The organism is Klebsiella sp. JN_Kp126 (assembly GCF_033843325.1).
GTDB lineage: Bacteria > Pseudomonadota > Gammaproteobacteria > Enterobacterales > Enterobacteriaceae > Klebsiella > Klebsiella michiganensis.
In genome coordinates, this window is sequence record NZ_JAWXQV010000078.1 from 1 (window position 1) to 15,958 (window position 15,958).

17 protein-coding genes are annotated in these 15,958 nt (G+C 54.5%); 9 read left to right on the forward strand and 8 right to left on the reverse strand.

Annotated features, from left to right (window positions below; genetic code table 11):
* Positions 1-121: 121 nt before the first annotated feature.
* Positions 122-628 (reverse strand): MarR family winged helix-turn-helix transcriptional regulator, encoded by a 507-nt coding sequence (locus SIK97_RS18325; RefSeq protein ID WP_047722953.1) that lies wholly within the window; start codon positions 626-628, stop codon positions 122-124.
* Positions 629-708: 80 nt separating this feature from the next.
* On the opposite strand from SIK97_RS18325, the gene SIK97_RS18330 reads away from it, so the two are divergent.
* Positions 709-1,593, forward strand: a complete 885-nt coding sequence (locus SIK97_RS18330) for an EamA family transporter (protein WP_049101484.1) — start codon at positions 709-711, stop codon at positions 1,591-1,593.
* A gap of 328 nt (positions 1,594-1,921) precedes the next feature.
* Here the strand turns inward: SIK97_RS18330 and SIK97_RS18335 are convergent, their stop codons facing one another.
* Positions 1,922-2,131, reverse strand: coding sequence for a YdgH/BhsA/McbA-like domain containing protein (locus SIK97_RS18335; protein WP_014226701.1), 210 nt, complete (start codon positions 2,129-2,131; stop codon positions 1,922-1,924).
* 383 nt (positions 2,132-2,514) lie between these two features.
* Between SIK97_RS18335 and SIK97_RS18340 the strand changes: the two genes are divergently transcribed.
* The 7 genes from SIK97_RS18340 to SIK97_RS18370 all read left to right on the forward strand — a co-directional run bounded on the left by SIK97_RS18340 (position 2,515) and on the right by SIK97_RS18370 (position 9,575).
* Positions 2,515-2,814 carry an antibiotic biosynthesis monooxygenase family protein gene (locus SIK97_RS18340; RefSeq protein WP_014226700.1) on the forward strand — a complete coding sequence of 100 codons (300 nt, stop codon included), beginning with the start codon at positions 2,515-2,517 and terminating at the stop codon, positions 2,812-2,814.
* 59 nt (positions 2,815-2,873) lie between these two features.
* Positions 2,874-3,587: an ArsR/SmtB family transcription factor gene (locus SIK97_RS18345; RefSeq protein ID WP_032751100.1), complete on the forward strand. Its 714-nt coding sequence runs from the start codon at positions 2,874-2,876 to the stop codon at positions 3,585-3,587.
* Between the two features lie 402 nt (positions 3,588-3,989).
* Positions 3,990-4,598, forward strand: a complete 609-nt coding sequence (gene mrkA / locus SIK97_RS18350) for a type 3 fimbria major subunit MrkA (RefSeq protein WP_001493056.1) — start codon at positions 3,990-3,992, stop codon at positions 4,596-4,598.
* Positions 4,599-4,724: 126 nt separating this feature from the next.
* The gene (locus SIK97_RS18355) at positions 4,725-5,426 is read left to right on the forward strand and encodes a molecular chaperone (RefSeq protein ID WP_000820820.1); all 702 of its coding nucleotides are present in this window, start codon (positions 4,725-4,727) and stop codon (positions 5,424-5,426) included.
* Positions 5,427-5,437: 11 nt separating this feature from the next.
* A complete protein-coding gene (locus SIK97_RS18360) occupies positions 5,438-7,924 on the forward strand; it encodes a fimbria/pilus outer membrane usher protein (RefSeq protein WP_032751099.1) in 2,487 nt (828 codons plus the stop codon).
* Positions 7,915-8,910 carry a fimbrial protein gene (locus tag SIK97_RS18365; protein WP_004124708.1) on the forward strand — a complete coding sequence of 332 codons (996 nt, stop codon included), beginning with the start codon at positions 7,915-7,917 and terminating at the stop codon, positions 8,908-8,910. Before SIK97_RS18360 ends, SIK97_RS18365 begins: the two co-directional genes overlap by 10 nt.
* 14 nt (positions 8,911-8,924) lie before the next feature.
* On the forward strand, positions 8,925-9,575 hold the full coding sequence (locus SIK97_RS18370; RefSeq protein WP_014226696.1) for a fimbrial protein: 651 nt from the start codon (positions 8,925-8,927) through the stop codon (positions 9,573-9,575).
* Positions 9,576-9,632: 57 nt separating this feature from the next.
* Here SIK97_RS18370 and SIK97_RS18375 read toward each other — a convergent pair whose 3' ends face one another.
* From SIK97_RS18375 to SIK97_RS18400, 6 genes are all read right to left on the reverse strand, one after another.
* Positions 9,633-10,349 (reverse strand): EAL domain-containing protein, encoded by a 717-nt coding sequence (locus SIK97_RS18375; RefSeq protein WP_032694725.1) that lies wholly within the window; start codon positions 10,347-10,349, stop codon positions 9,633-9,635.
* 138 nt (positions 10,350-10,487) lie between these two features.
* The gene (locus tag SIK97_RS18380) at positions 10,488-11,072 is read right to left on the reverse strand and encodes a helix-turn-helix transcriptional regulator (protein WP_025107398.1); all 585 of its coding nucleotides are present in this window, start codon (positions 11,070-11,072) and stop codon (positions 10,488-10,490) included.
* 4 nt (positions 11,073-11,076) lie between these two features.
* Positions 11,077-11,778, reverse strand: a complete 702-nt coding sequence (locus tag SIK97_RS18385) for a flagellar brake protein (protein ID WP_014226694.1) — start codon at positions 11,776-11,778, stop codon at positions 11,077-11,079.
* Between the two features lie 388 nt (positions 11,779-12,166).
* Positions 12,167-13,039, reverse strand: a complete 873-nt coding sequence (locus tag SIK97_RS18390) for an aldo/keto reductase family oxidoreductase (RefSeq protein WP_057173963.1) — start codon at positions 13,037-13,039, stop codon at positions 12,167-12,169.
* A 116-nt stretch (positions 13,040-13,155) separates the two neighbouring features.
* The gene (locus SIK97_RS18395) at positions 13,156-14,385 is read right to left on the reverse strand and encodes an amino acid permease (RefSeq protein WP_014226692.1); all 1,230 of its coding nucleotides are present in this window, start codon (positions 14,383-14,385) and stop codon (positions 13,156-13,158) included.
* 136 nt (positions 14,386-14,521) lie between these two features.
* Positions 14,522-14,983, reverse strand: a complete 462-nt coding sequence (locus SIK97_RS18400) for a multidrug/biocide efflux PACE transporter (RefSeq protein ID WP_025107400.1) — start codon at positions 14,981-14,983, stop codon at positions 14,522-14,524.
* A gap of 96 nt (positions 14,984-15,079) precedes the next feature.
* On the opposite strand from SIK97_RS18400, the gene SIK97_RS18405 reads away from it, so the two are divergent.
* Entirely contained in the window at positions 15,080-15,952 is an 873-nt protein-coding gene (locus tag SIK97_RS18405; RefSeq protein WP_182095189.1) for a LysR family transcriptional regulator, read from the forward strand.
* Positions 15,953-15,958: the final 6 nt, after the last annotated feature.

A 15,958-nucleotide genomic window follows, 5' to 3' on the forward strand; every position in this document is an offset into this window, starting at 1 on the left:
CCGCCGTCTGCGGGCCGGTAGCCCGGACAGATGCGCAGCATCGCCTCCGGGAAATAACGGTGGTGCTTCATCAACCGCCATCCGGCAACAAGGTAAGCGCCTTATTCAAAGCGGGTGGGTATTACTCTTTTTCCAGCAGGCGCATAAAAATCGTCAGCGCTTCATCAAGCTGATGGCGCTGCGCCGCTGAGAGTCCACTTAGCAGCTCCCGCTCATTCTCCACGTGACTTTCCACCGCCCTGTCGATTAACTCTCGCCCCTCTGGCGTCAGCGCGACCAGCATGCTGCGCGCATCGTCCGGGTTTGGCAGACGGCGAATAAACCCCCGTTTTTCCAGCGCTTTCAGACGATGGGTCATGGTGCCGGAGGTGATCATTAACGTTGAAAAGAGCTGGGTGGGCGACAGCACGAACGGTTCGCCCGCCCGCCGCAACGTCGCCAGCATATCAAACTCCCAGCGCACTAAATCATGACGAAGAAAAGCCGCTTCAATGCGCGGCTCCAGCAGCAGCGCGCAGCGTTTCAGGCGGCCAAACGGGCCCATCGGACTGCAATCGAGATCGGGACGTTCCCGTTTCCACTGTTCAAGAATGCGATCCACGGCGTCGGTCTGCGGTGATTTGTCCATTAATGCTCACTTGTCTTGATATCAAGATAAATATCGATACATACTTAGGCCACAATTTACCTTGATGTGAAGATAAAATCATGGCCTTTGTTTCGCGCAATTTGATGGTTGATCTGTTTTTAACCGCGCTGGCCCCCGCCATCTGGGGCAGCACCTATATTGTGACCTCGCAGTTTCTGCCGCCGGATCGGCCGTTTATCGCCGCGCTGCTGCGGGTGCTGCCGGCCGGGATCGCTCTGCTGATCTGGAGTCGCCGTTTCCCGCTGCGCGCCGAGTGGTGGAAGCTGATCGTTACCGGGATCCTGAATATCGGCGCGTTTCAGGCGCTGCTGTTTATTGCCGCCTATCGGCTGCCGGGCGGCCTGGCGGCGGTGATAGGGGCGATCCAGCCGCTGCTGGTGATGCTGTTAGCCTGGTGCGTCGATCGTCAGCGATCGCCCTGGCTGGCGGTGCTCTCGGCATTGATGGGGATCGCGGGAATGGCGATGCTGCTGCTGTCGCCGCAAACCACGCTCGAACCGCTGGGGATCGCCGCGGCGTTTCTGGGGGCGATGAGCATGGCGCTGGGAACCTGGCTGTCGCGTCGCTGGGCGATCGCTTTACCGGTTATCGCGCTGACCGGCTGGCAGCTGCTGATTGGCGGTATCGTACTGGCACCAATTGCGTTACTGGTCGATCCGCCGCTGCATCAGGTGACGCCGACTCAGGCGGCGGGCTATCTGTGGCTGTGCGTTGCCGGGGCGATGCTGGCATACGGCCTGTGGTTTCGCGGTATCAGCCGCCTTTCCCCGGTGGCGGTGTCGGCGATGAGCCTGCTGAGTCCGGTGACGGCGGTGCTATTAGGCTGGGTTTTCCTCGGGCAAAAGATCGAGGGGATGGCGCTGGTGGGGCTGGTGATTGTGCTGTTCAGCGTACTGTCGATTCAGCGTGCGTTATCGAAAAAGAGCGCCGTAGCGGGCCGATAACATCCCGGAGGCGATGCTGCGCATCTGTCCGGGCTACCGCACCGCAGACGGCGGTGAACCTGTAGCCCGGGCAAGGCGCGTCAGGCGCCGCCCCCGGGAGCAGCGCGCAGCGTGGCTGAATTTCCCGGAGGCGATGCTGCGCATCTGTCCGGGCTACGGCACCGCAGACGGCAGTGAACCCACAAACCAGGCTGTGGGGGCACTGTTCGCCAGAAACAAAAAAAGCCCCATTAAGGGGCTCGACATTGCTGTGTGCTTATTATGTGGCGGGAGCCAGACCAGCCGCCGTCAAGCGACCTGTCCGGCAGCTCCCTCTGCAACCATTCGGTTATTTAGACAGCTCGGCGGTCATATGAACCTGGTTACCGGTATACGCTTCGGTAATGTGGTAAGACTGGCCCTGGTCTTTAGCAATGGCGGCGATTTTGGCTTCGGCGTTGTCCAGCGTATCAGCGGTTACGCTAACAGGCTGAGCGAAGCTAGCGAAAGAGACCAGAGACAGCATACCGGCAGCGGCAAGTAATTTTACGTTTTTCATGGTGTTTGTCCTTTTAACTTTTATGGTGGAAAGCGTTGTTGCTTTCGATGGACTTATAATAAGTCTGCTAACTATAACGCGCGTTGCAAAAAGTGCGATTTAGATCACACTTTTGTGACGGTATGATGATGAATGCCTAAATTTTAATTTTTTATTTTCAATAAAAACAAACAGATGATTTATTCTGCAGCGTCTCTTTCGCCGTGGAAAACGATCTCAACAGCCGCGCAGTTTTCTCGCCTCGCGTGATTAATTATTTTTAATGTGAATGCATTGGCTGTTTTTTGAGCAAATAAAGCGGCGATATTTCGCCCGTCAACGAAGCATTGAGCCAGGGTGAAAAGATACAGTGACCCTCACACAGATTGCGTGAGGACAATGGGATGATTGCCGTACTCTTTGAAGCCGAGGTCACTCCGGCGAGTCAGGAACGTTACTTAGCGCTGGCGGCGGAGCTGAAGCCGCTGCTGAACAATATTGACGGTTTTATTGCCATTGAGCGTTTCCAAAGCCTGACCACACCGGGGAAAATTTTGTCGCTCTCCTGGTGGCGGGATGAGGAAGCGGTGCAGGCGTGGAAACGCAACCTTTGCCATCAGGCTGCGCAGAAAGAGGGGCGGGAGAGCATTTTCGCCTGTTATCACATTCGGGTGGCTCAGGTGCTGCGCGAATACCGTGCTTAACCTGCCCATCCCCGGTACTCTGGCTGCTGTTTGTGGTTAGGGAAAATAAGCGAGGCACTATGTTAAAACCTGTTGAGCTAATTGAAGACGATGAGTCCCTGGCCGAAGCGATGGCGGCAGTGGCGTCGGCGATGGCGGATGCCTCGCGCCTGAAGATACTGTGCGCCTTAATGGACGGCCGGGCGTGGACGGCGACCGAGCTTTCCGCCGTCGCCGATATTTCCCCTTCGACCGCCAGCGCGCATCTTAGCCGCCTGGTCAACAGCGGTTTATTAATCTGCCTTGCCCAGGGCCGGCATCGCTACTACCGCCTCGCCGGTAGCGATGTCGCCGGTTTGCTGGAGAATATGATGACCATGGCCGGCAAGCGCGCGGTAGCGCTCGCAACCAGCACGCCGGTCAATTTGCGCCTGGCGCGCACCTGTTACGATCATCTGGCCGGAGAAGTGGCGGTATCGCTGTATGATTTTCTGCAGCGTGAAGCGTGGATAACGCCTGACGGAACGGCGCTGACGCTCGCCGGGGAAGCGCACTTTGCCCGGCTGGGAGTGGTGGTGAAGCGCGGCTCCCGGCGCAAAGCCAGCTGCGGCTGTCTGGACTGGAGCGAACGACGCTTTCATCTTGGGGGCGCGGCGGGCGCGGCGCTGCTGCAGCACGGTCTGGAGAACGGCTGGTTTAGCACTACCGCGGGATTTCGCGAAGTGACGATTACGCCGGCAGGGTGGCGCGCGTTGTATCTGCATTTTCAACTGACGAAAAAGGGAGACTGCTGACGGATTAGGATTGTTCTCTCTGTAGAGAAATAACCTTTTATGCAACTATAGGTTGCTATCTTGTTAATTCCATATCGTCTTTTCCCCTTCAGTGTAAATAACAATAGCTTTGTTTCTTGCTATCAATCCCCAGTAATTAATAGTTGTGAGCTATCTGTTACATTGATTAACAGCTCGTGAACATATGTATATTTGTCAGCGAAAAATAGCATTCTTTGACGCCGACAGCCTTGACGAATTCTTTTATCGAGTTCGTTCCTGACGCCTTAAATATTGCGGCTTCCGGTCAGTCGAAGTTTCTATTAACAGTTGCAAAAGTGAGCATCGCAAATCGCTTCTGACTTTTGTGAGTATTAACTGTTTGCTCATTGATACTTAATTCACTCTGACAAGGAAATGGCAATGAAAAAGGTTCTTCTCTCTGCTGCAATGGCAACTGCGTTTTTTGGTATGGCTGCGGCAAATGCTGCTGATACCAATGTAGGCGGCGGTCAGGTTAATTTCTTCGGTAAAGTTACCGACGTATCTTGTACTGTTTCCGTAAACGGCCAGGGCAGCGATGCGAACGTTTATCTGTCACCAGTGACTTTAACGGAAGTTAAAGCTGCCGCGGCGGATACCTATCTGAAACCGAAATCTTTCACCATCGATGTTTCTGACTGCCAGGCGGCTGATGGCACCAAACAGGATGATGTGAGCAAACTGGGCGTGAACTGGACCGGCGGTAACCTGCTGGCGGGCGCAACCGCTAAACAGCAGGGCTACCTGGCTAACACCGAAGCCGCCGGCGCGCAGAATATCCAGCTGGTTCTCTCCACCGACAACGCCACCGCGCTGACCAACAAAATCATCCCGGGCGACAGCACCCAGCCTAAAGCGGCCGGTGATGCCTCTGCCGTTCAGGATGGCGCGCGCTTCACTTACTACGTCGGCTACGCGACCAGCACCCCGACGACTGTTACCACCGGTGTGGTTAACAGCTATGCGACTTACGAAATTACCTACCAGTAATATCGACTGAGAGATAAAGGCCGCCTCGCGCCGGGGCGGTTTATACCCGTCATTCGAATTATTTAGGGTATACAACAATAATAAAGCGGCCACTGCTGCCGCTTATTTTTTTATTCTGAGGTCAGCATGAAGCGTATTGCCCTTTTTTTCTGTTTCATTTTTAGTTTTGCGGCCCATGCCAATAATATTATTGTTAACGGTACCCGCTTTATTTATCCAGGAAATGAAAAAGAAATAACGGTGCAGCTCTCTAACACCGCCGACCGTCCGGCGCTGGCGCAAGCCTGGCTGGATAACGGTAATGCCGACGCGACGCCGGATACCATTACTACCCCCTTTATTATCACGCCGCCTATTTCCCGGGTTGATGCGAAAAGCGGTCAAACCCTGCGTATTAAGCTCGGCAGTAATGCAGGGCTGGCTAAAGATAAAGAGACGCTGTGGTGGCTGAACCTTCTGGAAATACCGCCGGTTGAGGCCAGCCAGAAAAACGAAGGGCAAAATATTCTGCAGCTGGCGATTCGTTCGCGCTTTAAGTTTATTTATCGCCCTGCCGGGCTAGGCAATCGCGACGCTGCGGCAGAAAAACTGGCGCTCTCCGCTAACGGCAGCAGCCTGTCCGTCAGTAACCCAACGCCCTTTTATATCACCGTAAGCCGTATCTCCCGTAACGGCGGCAAAGCGCTCAACAGCAAAACGGTCATGTTTGCCCCGCAGTCCAGCCAGACCATCGCCCTCTCTTCAGCGGTGAGCAAAGGCGAGACCCTGACCGTTAACAACATTAATGATTATGGTGCAGATGTCGCAGTGAAAGTTACCGTCAAATAAGGGAAACGATCATGAAGCAGAGGTCAATCTGCCCGGGAAGATTAAGCACGGCTATCGCGGTTGCGCTGTGCTGCTTTCCGCCATTTTCCAGCGGACAGGAAAACCCGGGAACGATCTATCAATTTAACGATGGTTTTATCGTTGGCAGTCGCGAAAAGGTCGACCTGTCGCGCTTCTCGACCAGCGCTATCAGCGAGGGCGTCTACTCCCTTGATGTCTATACCAACGGCGAATGGAAAGGGCGCTACGACCTGAAAATCACCGCCGGTAAAGACGGCAAAATGGGCGTCTGCTATACCAAAGCGATGCTGATGCAGTATGGTATTTCGCCGAAAAAATTAAATCCGCAGCTCAGCGAAAAAGAGGGCTTCTGCGGACGCCTGCAGGAGTGGCGTCACGAAGATAACGTCAAAGACACGCTGATTCAGTCCTCCCTGAGACTGGATATTGCCGTACCGCAAATCTACGAAGATCAGCGCCTGAAAAACTTTGTCAGCCCGCAGTTCTGGGATAAAGGCGTTGCGGCGCTGAATTTAGGCTGGATGGCCAACGCCTGGAACAGCCATATCTCCTCGGCCAACGGTTCCGATAACAGCAGCGCATATCTTGGCGTTAACGCGGGCCTGTCGTGGGACGGCTGGCTGCTCAAGCATATCGGTAACCTGAACTGGCAGCAGCAGCAGGGGAAAGCGCACTGGAACAGCAACCAGACCTATCTGCAGCGGCCGATTCCGCAGATGAACTCGATAGTCAGCGGCGGGCAGATTTTTACCAACGGCGAGTTCTTTGACACCATCGGCCTGCGCGGGGTTAACCTGGCGACCGATGACAATATGTTCCCCGACGGAATGCGCTCCTACGCCCCTGAAATTCGCGGCGTGGCGCAAAGCAACGCCCTGGTGACGGTGCGTCAGGGCAGCAATATTATCTATCAGACCACGGTGCCACCGGGGCCGTTTACCCTGCAGGATGTCTATCCTTCCGGCTACGGTAGCGACCTTGAAGTGTCGGTTAAAGAGGCCGATGGTTCGGTCGAGGTATTTAGCGTACCTTACGCCTCGGTAGCGCAGCTGCTGCGTCCGGGAATGACCCGCTACGCGCTCTCCGCCGGTAAAGTCGACGATAGTTCGCTGCGTAATAAACCGATGCTCTACCAGGGAACCTGGCAGCATGGTTTAAATAACCTGTTTACCGGCTATACCGGCGTCACCGGATTTGATGACTATCAGGCGTTCCTGCTGGGGACCGGGATGAATACCGGCATCGGCGCGCTCTCATTCGACGTGACTCACTCGCGGCTGAAGAGCGATACCCTTGACGAGCACGGTCAAAGCTATCGCGCCACCTTTAACCGCATGTTTACCGAAACCCAGACCAGCATCGTGCTGGCGGCGTATCGCTACTCCACCAAAGGCTACTACAACCTGAACGACGCCCTCTACGCCGTCGATCAGGAGAAGAACTACAACAGCAACTACACCGTGTGGCGCCAGAAAAACGGGATGACCTTTACCGTCAACCAGAACCTGCCGGACGGCTGGGGCGGTTTTTACCTGAGCGGCCGGGTGGCGGATTACTGGAACCGTTCGGGAACGGAGAAGCAGTACCAGTTTAGTTACAACAACATGTACGGTCGGCTCTCGTGGTCGGTCAGCGCCCAGCGCGTCTATACCCCGGATAGCTCCGGCCACCGTCGCGACGATCGCGTGTCACTCAACTTTAGCTACCCGCTGTGGTTCGGTGAAAACCGTACGGCTAACCTGACGTCGAATACCGCGTTTAATAACTCACGCTTCGCCAGTTCGCAGATTGGCGTCAACGGTTCGCTGGATAGTGAAAACAACCTCAACTACGGCGTGTCGACCACGACCTCTACCGGCGGTCAGCACGATGTGGCGCTGAACGGCAGCTACCGTACCCCGTGGACCACGCTGAACGGCAGCTATAGCCAGGGCGAAGGCTATCGCCAGAGCGGCGTAGGCGCCAGCGGGACGCTGATCGCGCATCAGCACGGCGTCGTATTCTCGCCGGAAAGCGGCACCACCATGGCGCTGATCGAAGCGAAAGACGCCGCGGGGGCGATGTTGCCCGGCTCGCCGGGTACCCGCATCGACAGCAACGGCTACGCCATTCTGCCGTATCTGCGGCCTTACCGGATAAATTCCGTTGAAATTGACCCGAAAGGCAGCAACGACGATGTCGCCTTCGGCAGTACCGTGGCGCAGGTGGTGCCGTGGGAAGGGAGCGTGGTCAAGGTCTCCTTCGATACCACGCTGCAGAACAACGTCACTCTGCAGGCGCGTCAGGCAAACGGTCTGCCGCTACCGTTCGCCGCCACGATTTACAACCCCTCCGGGAAAGAGATCGGCGTGGTGGGCCAGGGCAGCATGATGTTTATCAGCGACGCCAGCGCGCCGAAGGCCACGGTTAAGTGGAGCGGCGGACAGTGCTCGGTGGAATTAAGTCAGGAAAAAACAAAGGAAACGCTATGTCGCTAATGAAAAAACTGACGCTTTTTATTGGCTTAATGGCGATGGGGACCACGTCGGCATGGGCGTACTGTACGCGCCTGTCGCAGCCGACGGTTAGCCTCGACATGGTTGTGGGCCGGGTGGTGGTTCCGCCGGATCTGCCGGTAGGCTCGGTGATCGTGTCCCGGGACTGGACCATGTCGGCGCCGGGCGGGGCCAGCTATAGCTGCAGCAGCGGCACTAACCGCTTTGTGGCCAAAATCGTCGCCCCCGGGGCGACCGATCTGGGAAATAAAATTTATTCCACCAACGTGCCCGGGATCGGCCTGCGGTTCAGCCGCGGCGGGGCGACGGTCAATATTATCTACCCTGACACGTTCTCCAGCTACGTCAGCCGGACCACGAATTACTCGCTGGAAGGCTCCCGCTTTACGCTGGAGGTGATTAAAACCGCGAGCGTGACCGGCAGCGGAACCCTGGCGGCAGGTAAGTACACCTCTTACGACTGGGAGAACGGCAATAACCCGATCCTCGAAACCCGCCTGAGCGCCAACGCCATCACCGTGGTATCGCCCTCATGTACCATCCTGAGCGGCAAAAATATGAACGTCGATGTCGGTACCATCAAGCGCAGCGATCTCAACGGCGTCGGCACCACCGCGGGCGGGAAGGATTTTAATATTGAGCTGCAGTGCAGCGGCGGGTTAAGCGAGTCGGGATACGCCAATATCCAGACCTCTTTCTCCGGCACGCTGGCCACCGGCACCACGGTGAGCCGAGGCGCGCTGCTGAACGAAAAATCCGGCTCCTCGTTGGCGAAAGGAATTGGTATCCAGGTTCTGAAAGAGGGCGTACCGCTGGAATTCAACAAGAAATACAGCGTCGGTACGCTGCGCACGCAAGAAACCCGATACATCACCCTGCCTCTGCATGCGCGTTTCTATCAATATGCGCCGACCACCAGTACCGGTGAGGTAGAGTCGCACATGATCTTTAACCTGACGTACGATTAATGCGGGAGGCGGGTATGCGTGATTCAGCACAATATAAAAATAGCAAACGACTCATTCAACTGGCGCTGATCGGCGGGATGCTGATGGCCTCCCCGGCGTCGGGTTTTGAGACCAACTACGATCGAGGGCGGGTGGATTTTGCCGGACGGGTGACGGATATCTCCTGTAGCGTGGCGCTGAACGGCGGCAACAACGCGGGGAGCGGCAGCGTCTGGCTGGCGCCGGTCAGCCTGGCCGAAGTACACGATCGCGGCGCCGGGGCATTTATGAAGCCGCAGCCTTTTACGCTGGAACTCTCGAACTGCCAGCTGCGTCACGACGGCGGCGCGGCGGATAAAGACGAGATCCGCCTGGTTAACGTCCGCTGGGTTGACGGCTTTACGGTCAATGCGGTGGGCAATGAAAATGCCGGCTACCTGAGGAATACGCGGGCGGACGGCGCCAGCCATATTTTCCTCGCGCTGTCGACCAATGATAATAATACCCTCGATAAAAGTAATAAAATCGTCCCGGCCGACCCCTTGCAAAACCGGGTGCCGCTGGTCGAAAAAGCGGTCGATGGCGGCGTATTTACCTATTACATCGGCTACGTGACCCCCGCGCCGGAAAAAGCAACCAGCGGCCCGTTGACCAGCTGGGCAACATGGGAGCTCGTTTATAATTGAAGGGGAGAGGGTATTGCGCGAGTATGACTTTTGATGCCGGAGTTATCCGGCATTTATTTATGCGGTGATATCTTCCTGGACCAATTGTTCAATGCTCACTTCCTTCCAGTAGTGTCCCTGAATAGCAAACCATTCCATGCCCTGCAACCAGGCCTTATGCGCTTCGCTTTCTACACCTTCAATAATCACATTATGGTGGTTGCGGGAAAGGAAAGTGACGAGGGCATCCATTAACGGACGACCGGAATCTTTTTGCATTAAAAGCCAGAAGAAGTCTTTATCGATTTTGACATAATCGAAATGATAGTCGCGAATCGCGTGAATACCGGCGTTGCCAGAGCCAAAATCATCGAGCCAGAGCGTAGTGCTTTGCGGGTTATTCCAGGTTGCGAGAGCATTATTCAAAAGATTATGGGAATTCTCGGTCACTTCAAAATGGACGCAGCCGATTTGGTCGACGAGCGCTTTAATCTCCGGGCGTTGCAATACGTTAAGTATATGGTCATCAACATTAATCGTCGCCGAGATAGCATTTTGCTTAAACCACTGTTTATGTTTTTCAATAAGCGCCAGCTGTTCCATAAAAATGCTTTCGCGTAGTCCCGTATTGGCGTAGCGAAAGAAGTTTTCCGGCGATATAGAGAGGTGGTCAAAGCGGCTCAGGCACTCAACGGCGACGAGCGTACCTTTTGGGGAAAACATTTTTTGAAAGACATAACGAACGGATATATCGCTACGTGATAAATTATGCCTGGAAAAAAGAGTTGCGTTCATTATCTCTCGTCAAAAATCAGGTCAGAGGTAAAGAGAGGAGAATATTATAGGTGACCTTTCTACCGATGGGAATGATTATTAATGGCTTATCGCCAATAAATTATCGGGTTTTGATTGGTCACCCACATATTTTTGGTTTTAGCACTGATACATATTGACTATGCTTTTGTTCATTATTCGCGAGTTATTCATCCCGAGCTTCTTCATAATATGTACCTTATGGCTGTGGACCGTTTTATGATCAATGTCGAGAAGCACCGCAATCCTTTTACTGTTATTGCAGGCAATAATTAACTCCAGCACCTGAAGTTCCCTGGCGGTCAGCTTGCGGCGGGTGCATAGCCCCTGGCAGCCTTCGGCGGTTGAGGGCCTGCTGATGATGGCTGAGTAATCTGCCAGCGAGGATTTTTCGGTCAGAATCAACAGGTTTTCTAGATCAAGCAGCTCCCGGAACAGGCTGGACAGCTCGCTTTTGACGATCAGCACCAGCAGCGCGCAATGCGTCAGGCGCTTGCGCAAAGTGTTCAGTAATGCGACCGTTGTGGCCGCAGAGATATCTTTGTGGATGATATTGATAATAACGGTGGCTGCCGGGGAGGCGCCGACCCCTTTCACAATATCCTGAAATTTCAGGGTGGTGATATCCCTGGCGCGATCAATCATATAATCATGGATTGATTGCCCGATGATATTGTCATCAGTGTAAAGTAATATACTGTCCAATGGTTCAGACTCTCTTTTTTCTCTTGGCTTCCATAATCAAGTCGAGCAGTACTTTCTCTATTCGCTTCTTGTTATCAAGATGGCGAAATTTAAACTGACAGGAGATCTGGTAGTAGCTATCTGACTTCTCGTTATCATCTAAAGTCACCATAACAACATTTTTTATAACTAAATCTACGGTGATTTCGCCATATTCAGCGAGGGCGAGGATAGCGTTCTTGAGGATGGCATTATGGCTGAGGAATTTCAGATTGGGGCTCCTGGTCATCAGCGCGCAACCGCCGTCCGAAATGTCTTTGATTTCGAATAGATAGTTTTCTCCGTTTTTGTGTCGGCCGTGACAAAAGAATTCGTGCTCGTGGCGCAGGCGGAATCGGGGATCGCGCCGGCGTTGAACCACCTGGATACATTCCGGTAAGGTAAATGCGACCTTCCTGCATTTCCCTTCACCGCCGGCATAGCTTTTCTTTAGCGTAGAGCAAAACTCGATTTTCCCTGAATCGCTATGCAGAATAAATTTAACTTTATGCCCCGCGGGGATTTTGCTGGTGGTGGAGATATGAAACTCGGCAAAATCTACCCGCGTTAGCTGGGTAATAGTGCTTTTGTTATTAACAAAAACTTCTATCTCCGCCTGCTTTCGGAGCTCTTCCCTGAAAATAGCAATAATTTCATACTTACTCGTCTTTATCGTTCCCTCTGTCATGTGAAATCCTTGTAAATTGTTATTGTGTGTGGTCGATTTTTTATATAGCAATACAAACATTCTGATTGTGTTAACCAGATGTTTTTATGAGCATTTGATGTTGTTAGCTATCTTTGCAGCTAAATTGATTTGTATAAACTTTGAATGAGATATTGTTTTTCCTGTAATCAAGAGTTCGAAAATTTTGGCGAGACAAAAACGACAGAAGCCTCCAATTAGGAGGCCAGTCGAAAAAGTTTAAATCTATGCTTTGCATAGGGTTATCCGTAAGAGAATAAAGCGGATAACGCCTAATTTGTAGGATGTATAGTGCCAGTGGCGTTAAGGTAATTCCAGGCAAATATTGAGGAGAAGGCTTCTGCGAATATCGATCCGCAGAAGCCTGAAATCAGGAGCGGGGCTGGAGATTATCCAGAATGGCTAACGCTTCTGGTGGGAGCGTTAATTGCGCGGCGGCAAGATTCTCGTGCAGATGCTGTAGCGAGGAGGTACCCGGAATGAGCAGGATATTCGGCGAGCGCTGGAGCAGCCAGGCCAGCGCCACCTGCATCGGCGTGGCGTCAAGCGAAGCGGCGACTTCGTTAAGCTCCCGGGCCTGAAGCGGGGTAAAACCGCCGAGGGGGAAAAAGGGCACCCAGGCGATATTTTGCGCCGCCAGCTCGTCGATCAGCGGATCATCCTGACGGTTCGCCACGTTATATTGGTTCTGAACGCAGACGATTGGCGTCAGTTTTTGCGCATCGCTCACCTGTCTGGCGGTGACGTTACTCAGCCCGATATGGCGAATCAACCCGCGTTCTTTCAGCTCCAGAAGGGTGGTTAAGGGCCCCTCCAGCGAACCTTCAACCGGGCCATGCGTGCCGAGCATACTGCGCAGGTTCACCACCTCAAGCACGTCGAGGCCCAGATTGCGCAGATTGTCCTCCACCGCCGCAGTGAGCTCCGCGGGCGACATCGCGGGCAGCCAGTTGCCTTTATCGTCGCGGCGAGCGCTGACTTTAGTGACGATGCACAGATCGGCGGAATAGGGATGCAGCGCCTGGCGAATGAGCTGATTAGTCACGTGTGGACCGTAAAAATCGGAGGTATCAATATGATTGACGCCCGACTCGACCGCTTCCTGCAGTACGCGGATAGCGGTTTGCGGATCTTTTGGCGGGCCGAAGACGCCGGGCCCCGCAAGCTGCATCGCCCCGTATCCCAGACGATAAACCTGACGATCGCCTAACGTCGCAGTACCGGATAATTTTACGCTGGACATATAAACCCCTGCTTTCTAGGTGTGCAAGGGATAAGTGTATGTCCGTCAGGGAGATTGGTGGGGGGAGAATGTTGGCAGAACGTGCGGCGAGGAAAAGACTCGCCGCACGAAGAGGATTAGCTAAAAAACATCACCGACACGCAGAGCAAACCGACAACCAGGGTAATAAAGCTACCTACCGAGCGGTAGGGCTTCAGCGCCGGAATAAGATACGTCGAGAGGGTTGGCATGATGAACAGGATCATCGCGATAAGCGGGCCGCTGACGGCGTAAATCATTGAGATAGCGTTGGGATTGATAAAGCACACCACGAAGGTCAGCGTCGAAACCAGCAGGATCGACATCGCCCGGTTAAACGCGCGGCTTTTACGAATCCCCGCCTGGGCGAGGGACGTTTTGACGATTTCACTGGCCCCTTCAATCACGCCAAAATAGGTGCCAAGGAACGATTTCGACATCGCCACCACCGCCACAATAATCCCGGTGATCGCCAGCCACGCCGGCGACCCCGGCATCATCGACAGGGCGGAAAGAATCGTGACCCCTTGATGGCGGGCGGTTTCAATATAGCCCGCCGGTATCGACAGCAGGCAGCTGAAGACGAAAAACAGCACGCTGGCGCAGATGAGGGTGTAGGCCACCTTCATGATTTTTTTGCATTTACCCATGGCCTGCTCGCCGTATTTCTCCTGCTGATCGATAGCAAAAGTCGATATGATCGGCGTATGGCTAAAAGCGAAAACCATCACGGGAATCGAGATCCAGATTTGGTGGAACGTGTGCGGGGTCAGCTGCATCTGGCTGGTCAGATAAGCCGGCTGCCAGCTCCCCATTAAATAGATGGAGAGGAACAGGAAACAGGCGATCAGCGGGAAGACTAAAAAGCCCATGACTTTAATCGTGACGTGGCGGCCCATTAAAAAGATCAGATTCAGCACCAGCACCACGCCCAGGCTGAGCAGCGCCCTGACCTGAGAAGTGATGGGCACATGTCTGGAGAGCTGCTCCGCGAGCGAGTTAGTAATGGCGACGGCGTAGATCAGCACCACCACGAAAAAGGCGAGGAAATAGAGGCCGGTAATCAGGCTACCGATCTTTTTACCGTAATAGTGATTAACGGCGCCGGTGATCCCCGCGCCCGGGGCGATGTTGGCGGAGAGAATAAACTGGCTCAGCGCTTTATGCGGCCAGTAGGTTAACGGCCAGGCGACCAGCGCGGTGATGAACAGAACGATAGCGCCCGCGGATCCCAGTTGGATCGGCAAGAATAACGTGCCAGCGCCTACAGCAGTGCCATATAAGGCGAAACTCCAGAGAGTTTCTTCTTTAGACCAAATTTTAGACATTATGCGACTTTATCAACCAGAAAACGAACAAAAAGGAGTGCAATTTATCACATTTATGGATGAGCTGTGGCGATAGTTTCTGGCGCAGAAATGAAGCGGCGGAGCGCCCGTTACCGGCCGGGCGCTTTGCTAAAGATTACTCGCGGGCGGCGATCCGCTGCTGGCGAACCTTAATGACCCGCTCGCGCAGCATATCCCAGACCCAGTTAAAGGCCATGGTGTAGGGCAGGAAGAACAGCATAAAGCCGATTTCCAGCATAAACGCCTGCATCAGCGAAACGCCCAGCACCAGCGCGACCATCGTGACGCCGATAATAATAAAGCCTGACTCGAAGCCGATCGCGTGCAGCGCGCGGACCCGCAGGGTACGGACGACCCGGGTTACCGGCCACAGCCGGTCGAAGAGGGCGTTATAGATAATGTTCCAGACCATCGCCAGCGTCGCGAGCAGGATACTGAGCCCGCCCATTTCAACGACCGAACGCTGCATGAGCCATGCGGCGGTTGGGGCGAGGATCAGCGTCGCCAGACCTTCAAAGCTTATCGCGTGGATTACCCGTTCCGTCAGCGTTTTGCGCTGGGCGTTGACTTGTTGCATGGCTTGTTGCCTCCGGTCTTTATATGAAATTACCCGGCATTTTATGGATAAATATGATAAACAAAAGATAGTATCCATCGATTAAGTAGATAGTTCATGCGCTATTCTCCCGAAGCTTTAACCGCGTTTGTCGAATCCGTGGCCTGCGGTTCATTCTCTGCCGCGGCGCGGCGGCTGCGCAAAAGCCAGTCCACCATCAGCACCGCAATCGCCAACCTGGAAGCCGATCTTGGCGTGACGTTGTTCGATCGCACCTCCAGACAGCCGACGCTCACGCCGCAGGGCGAACAGGTGTTGAGCTACGTGAAGGCGATTCTGGCGGCCAGCGACAGGCTGGATGAGCTGGCCATTTCGCTGTCTGGCAACACCGAAGCGCGTCTGACCTTTGTGCTCTCCGATACGCTGCATCCCGATGTGCTGGAAGATCTGCTGGCGCAGTTCGATCGTCGTTTTCCGCACACCGAATTTGAGTGCCTGATTGGCGAAGACGACGACGTTATCGATCTGCTGCAAAAGGAGCGGGCGCAGGTGGGGCTGATTGAGGCCAGGGACAGCTATCCGACAGAAATAGGCAGTATCCGGCTGCCGATGCAAACCGAAATGGCTATCTTCGTGGCGCCCCGGCACCCGCTGGCGGCCCAGGGCAGCGTCACCCGCGACGAGCTGTTCAGCTGGCGCGAGCTGCGCCTGAGCACCTATCTGGAAAATATGGCGGAACCGGCGCGCGGTCTGGTATGGTCGGCGCCTAACTATCTGCTGCTGTTCAGCATGGCGGCGCAGGGGTTGGGATGGTGTATTTTGCCCAGCGCGCTGGTGGAGGAGTTCGCCGGGAGCGGAAGCCTGGTGGCGCTGGATATTGCCGGCTGGCCGCGGATGATCTCCACCGATTTGCTGTGGAATAAAAAGGCGCCGCCGGGAGAAGCGGGAAGCTGGCTGCGTCAGCATCTGCAGGGGCACGGGCGCGAATAGGGGACA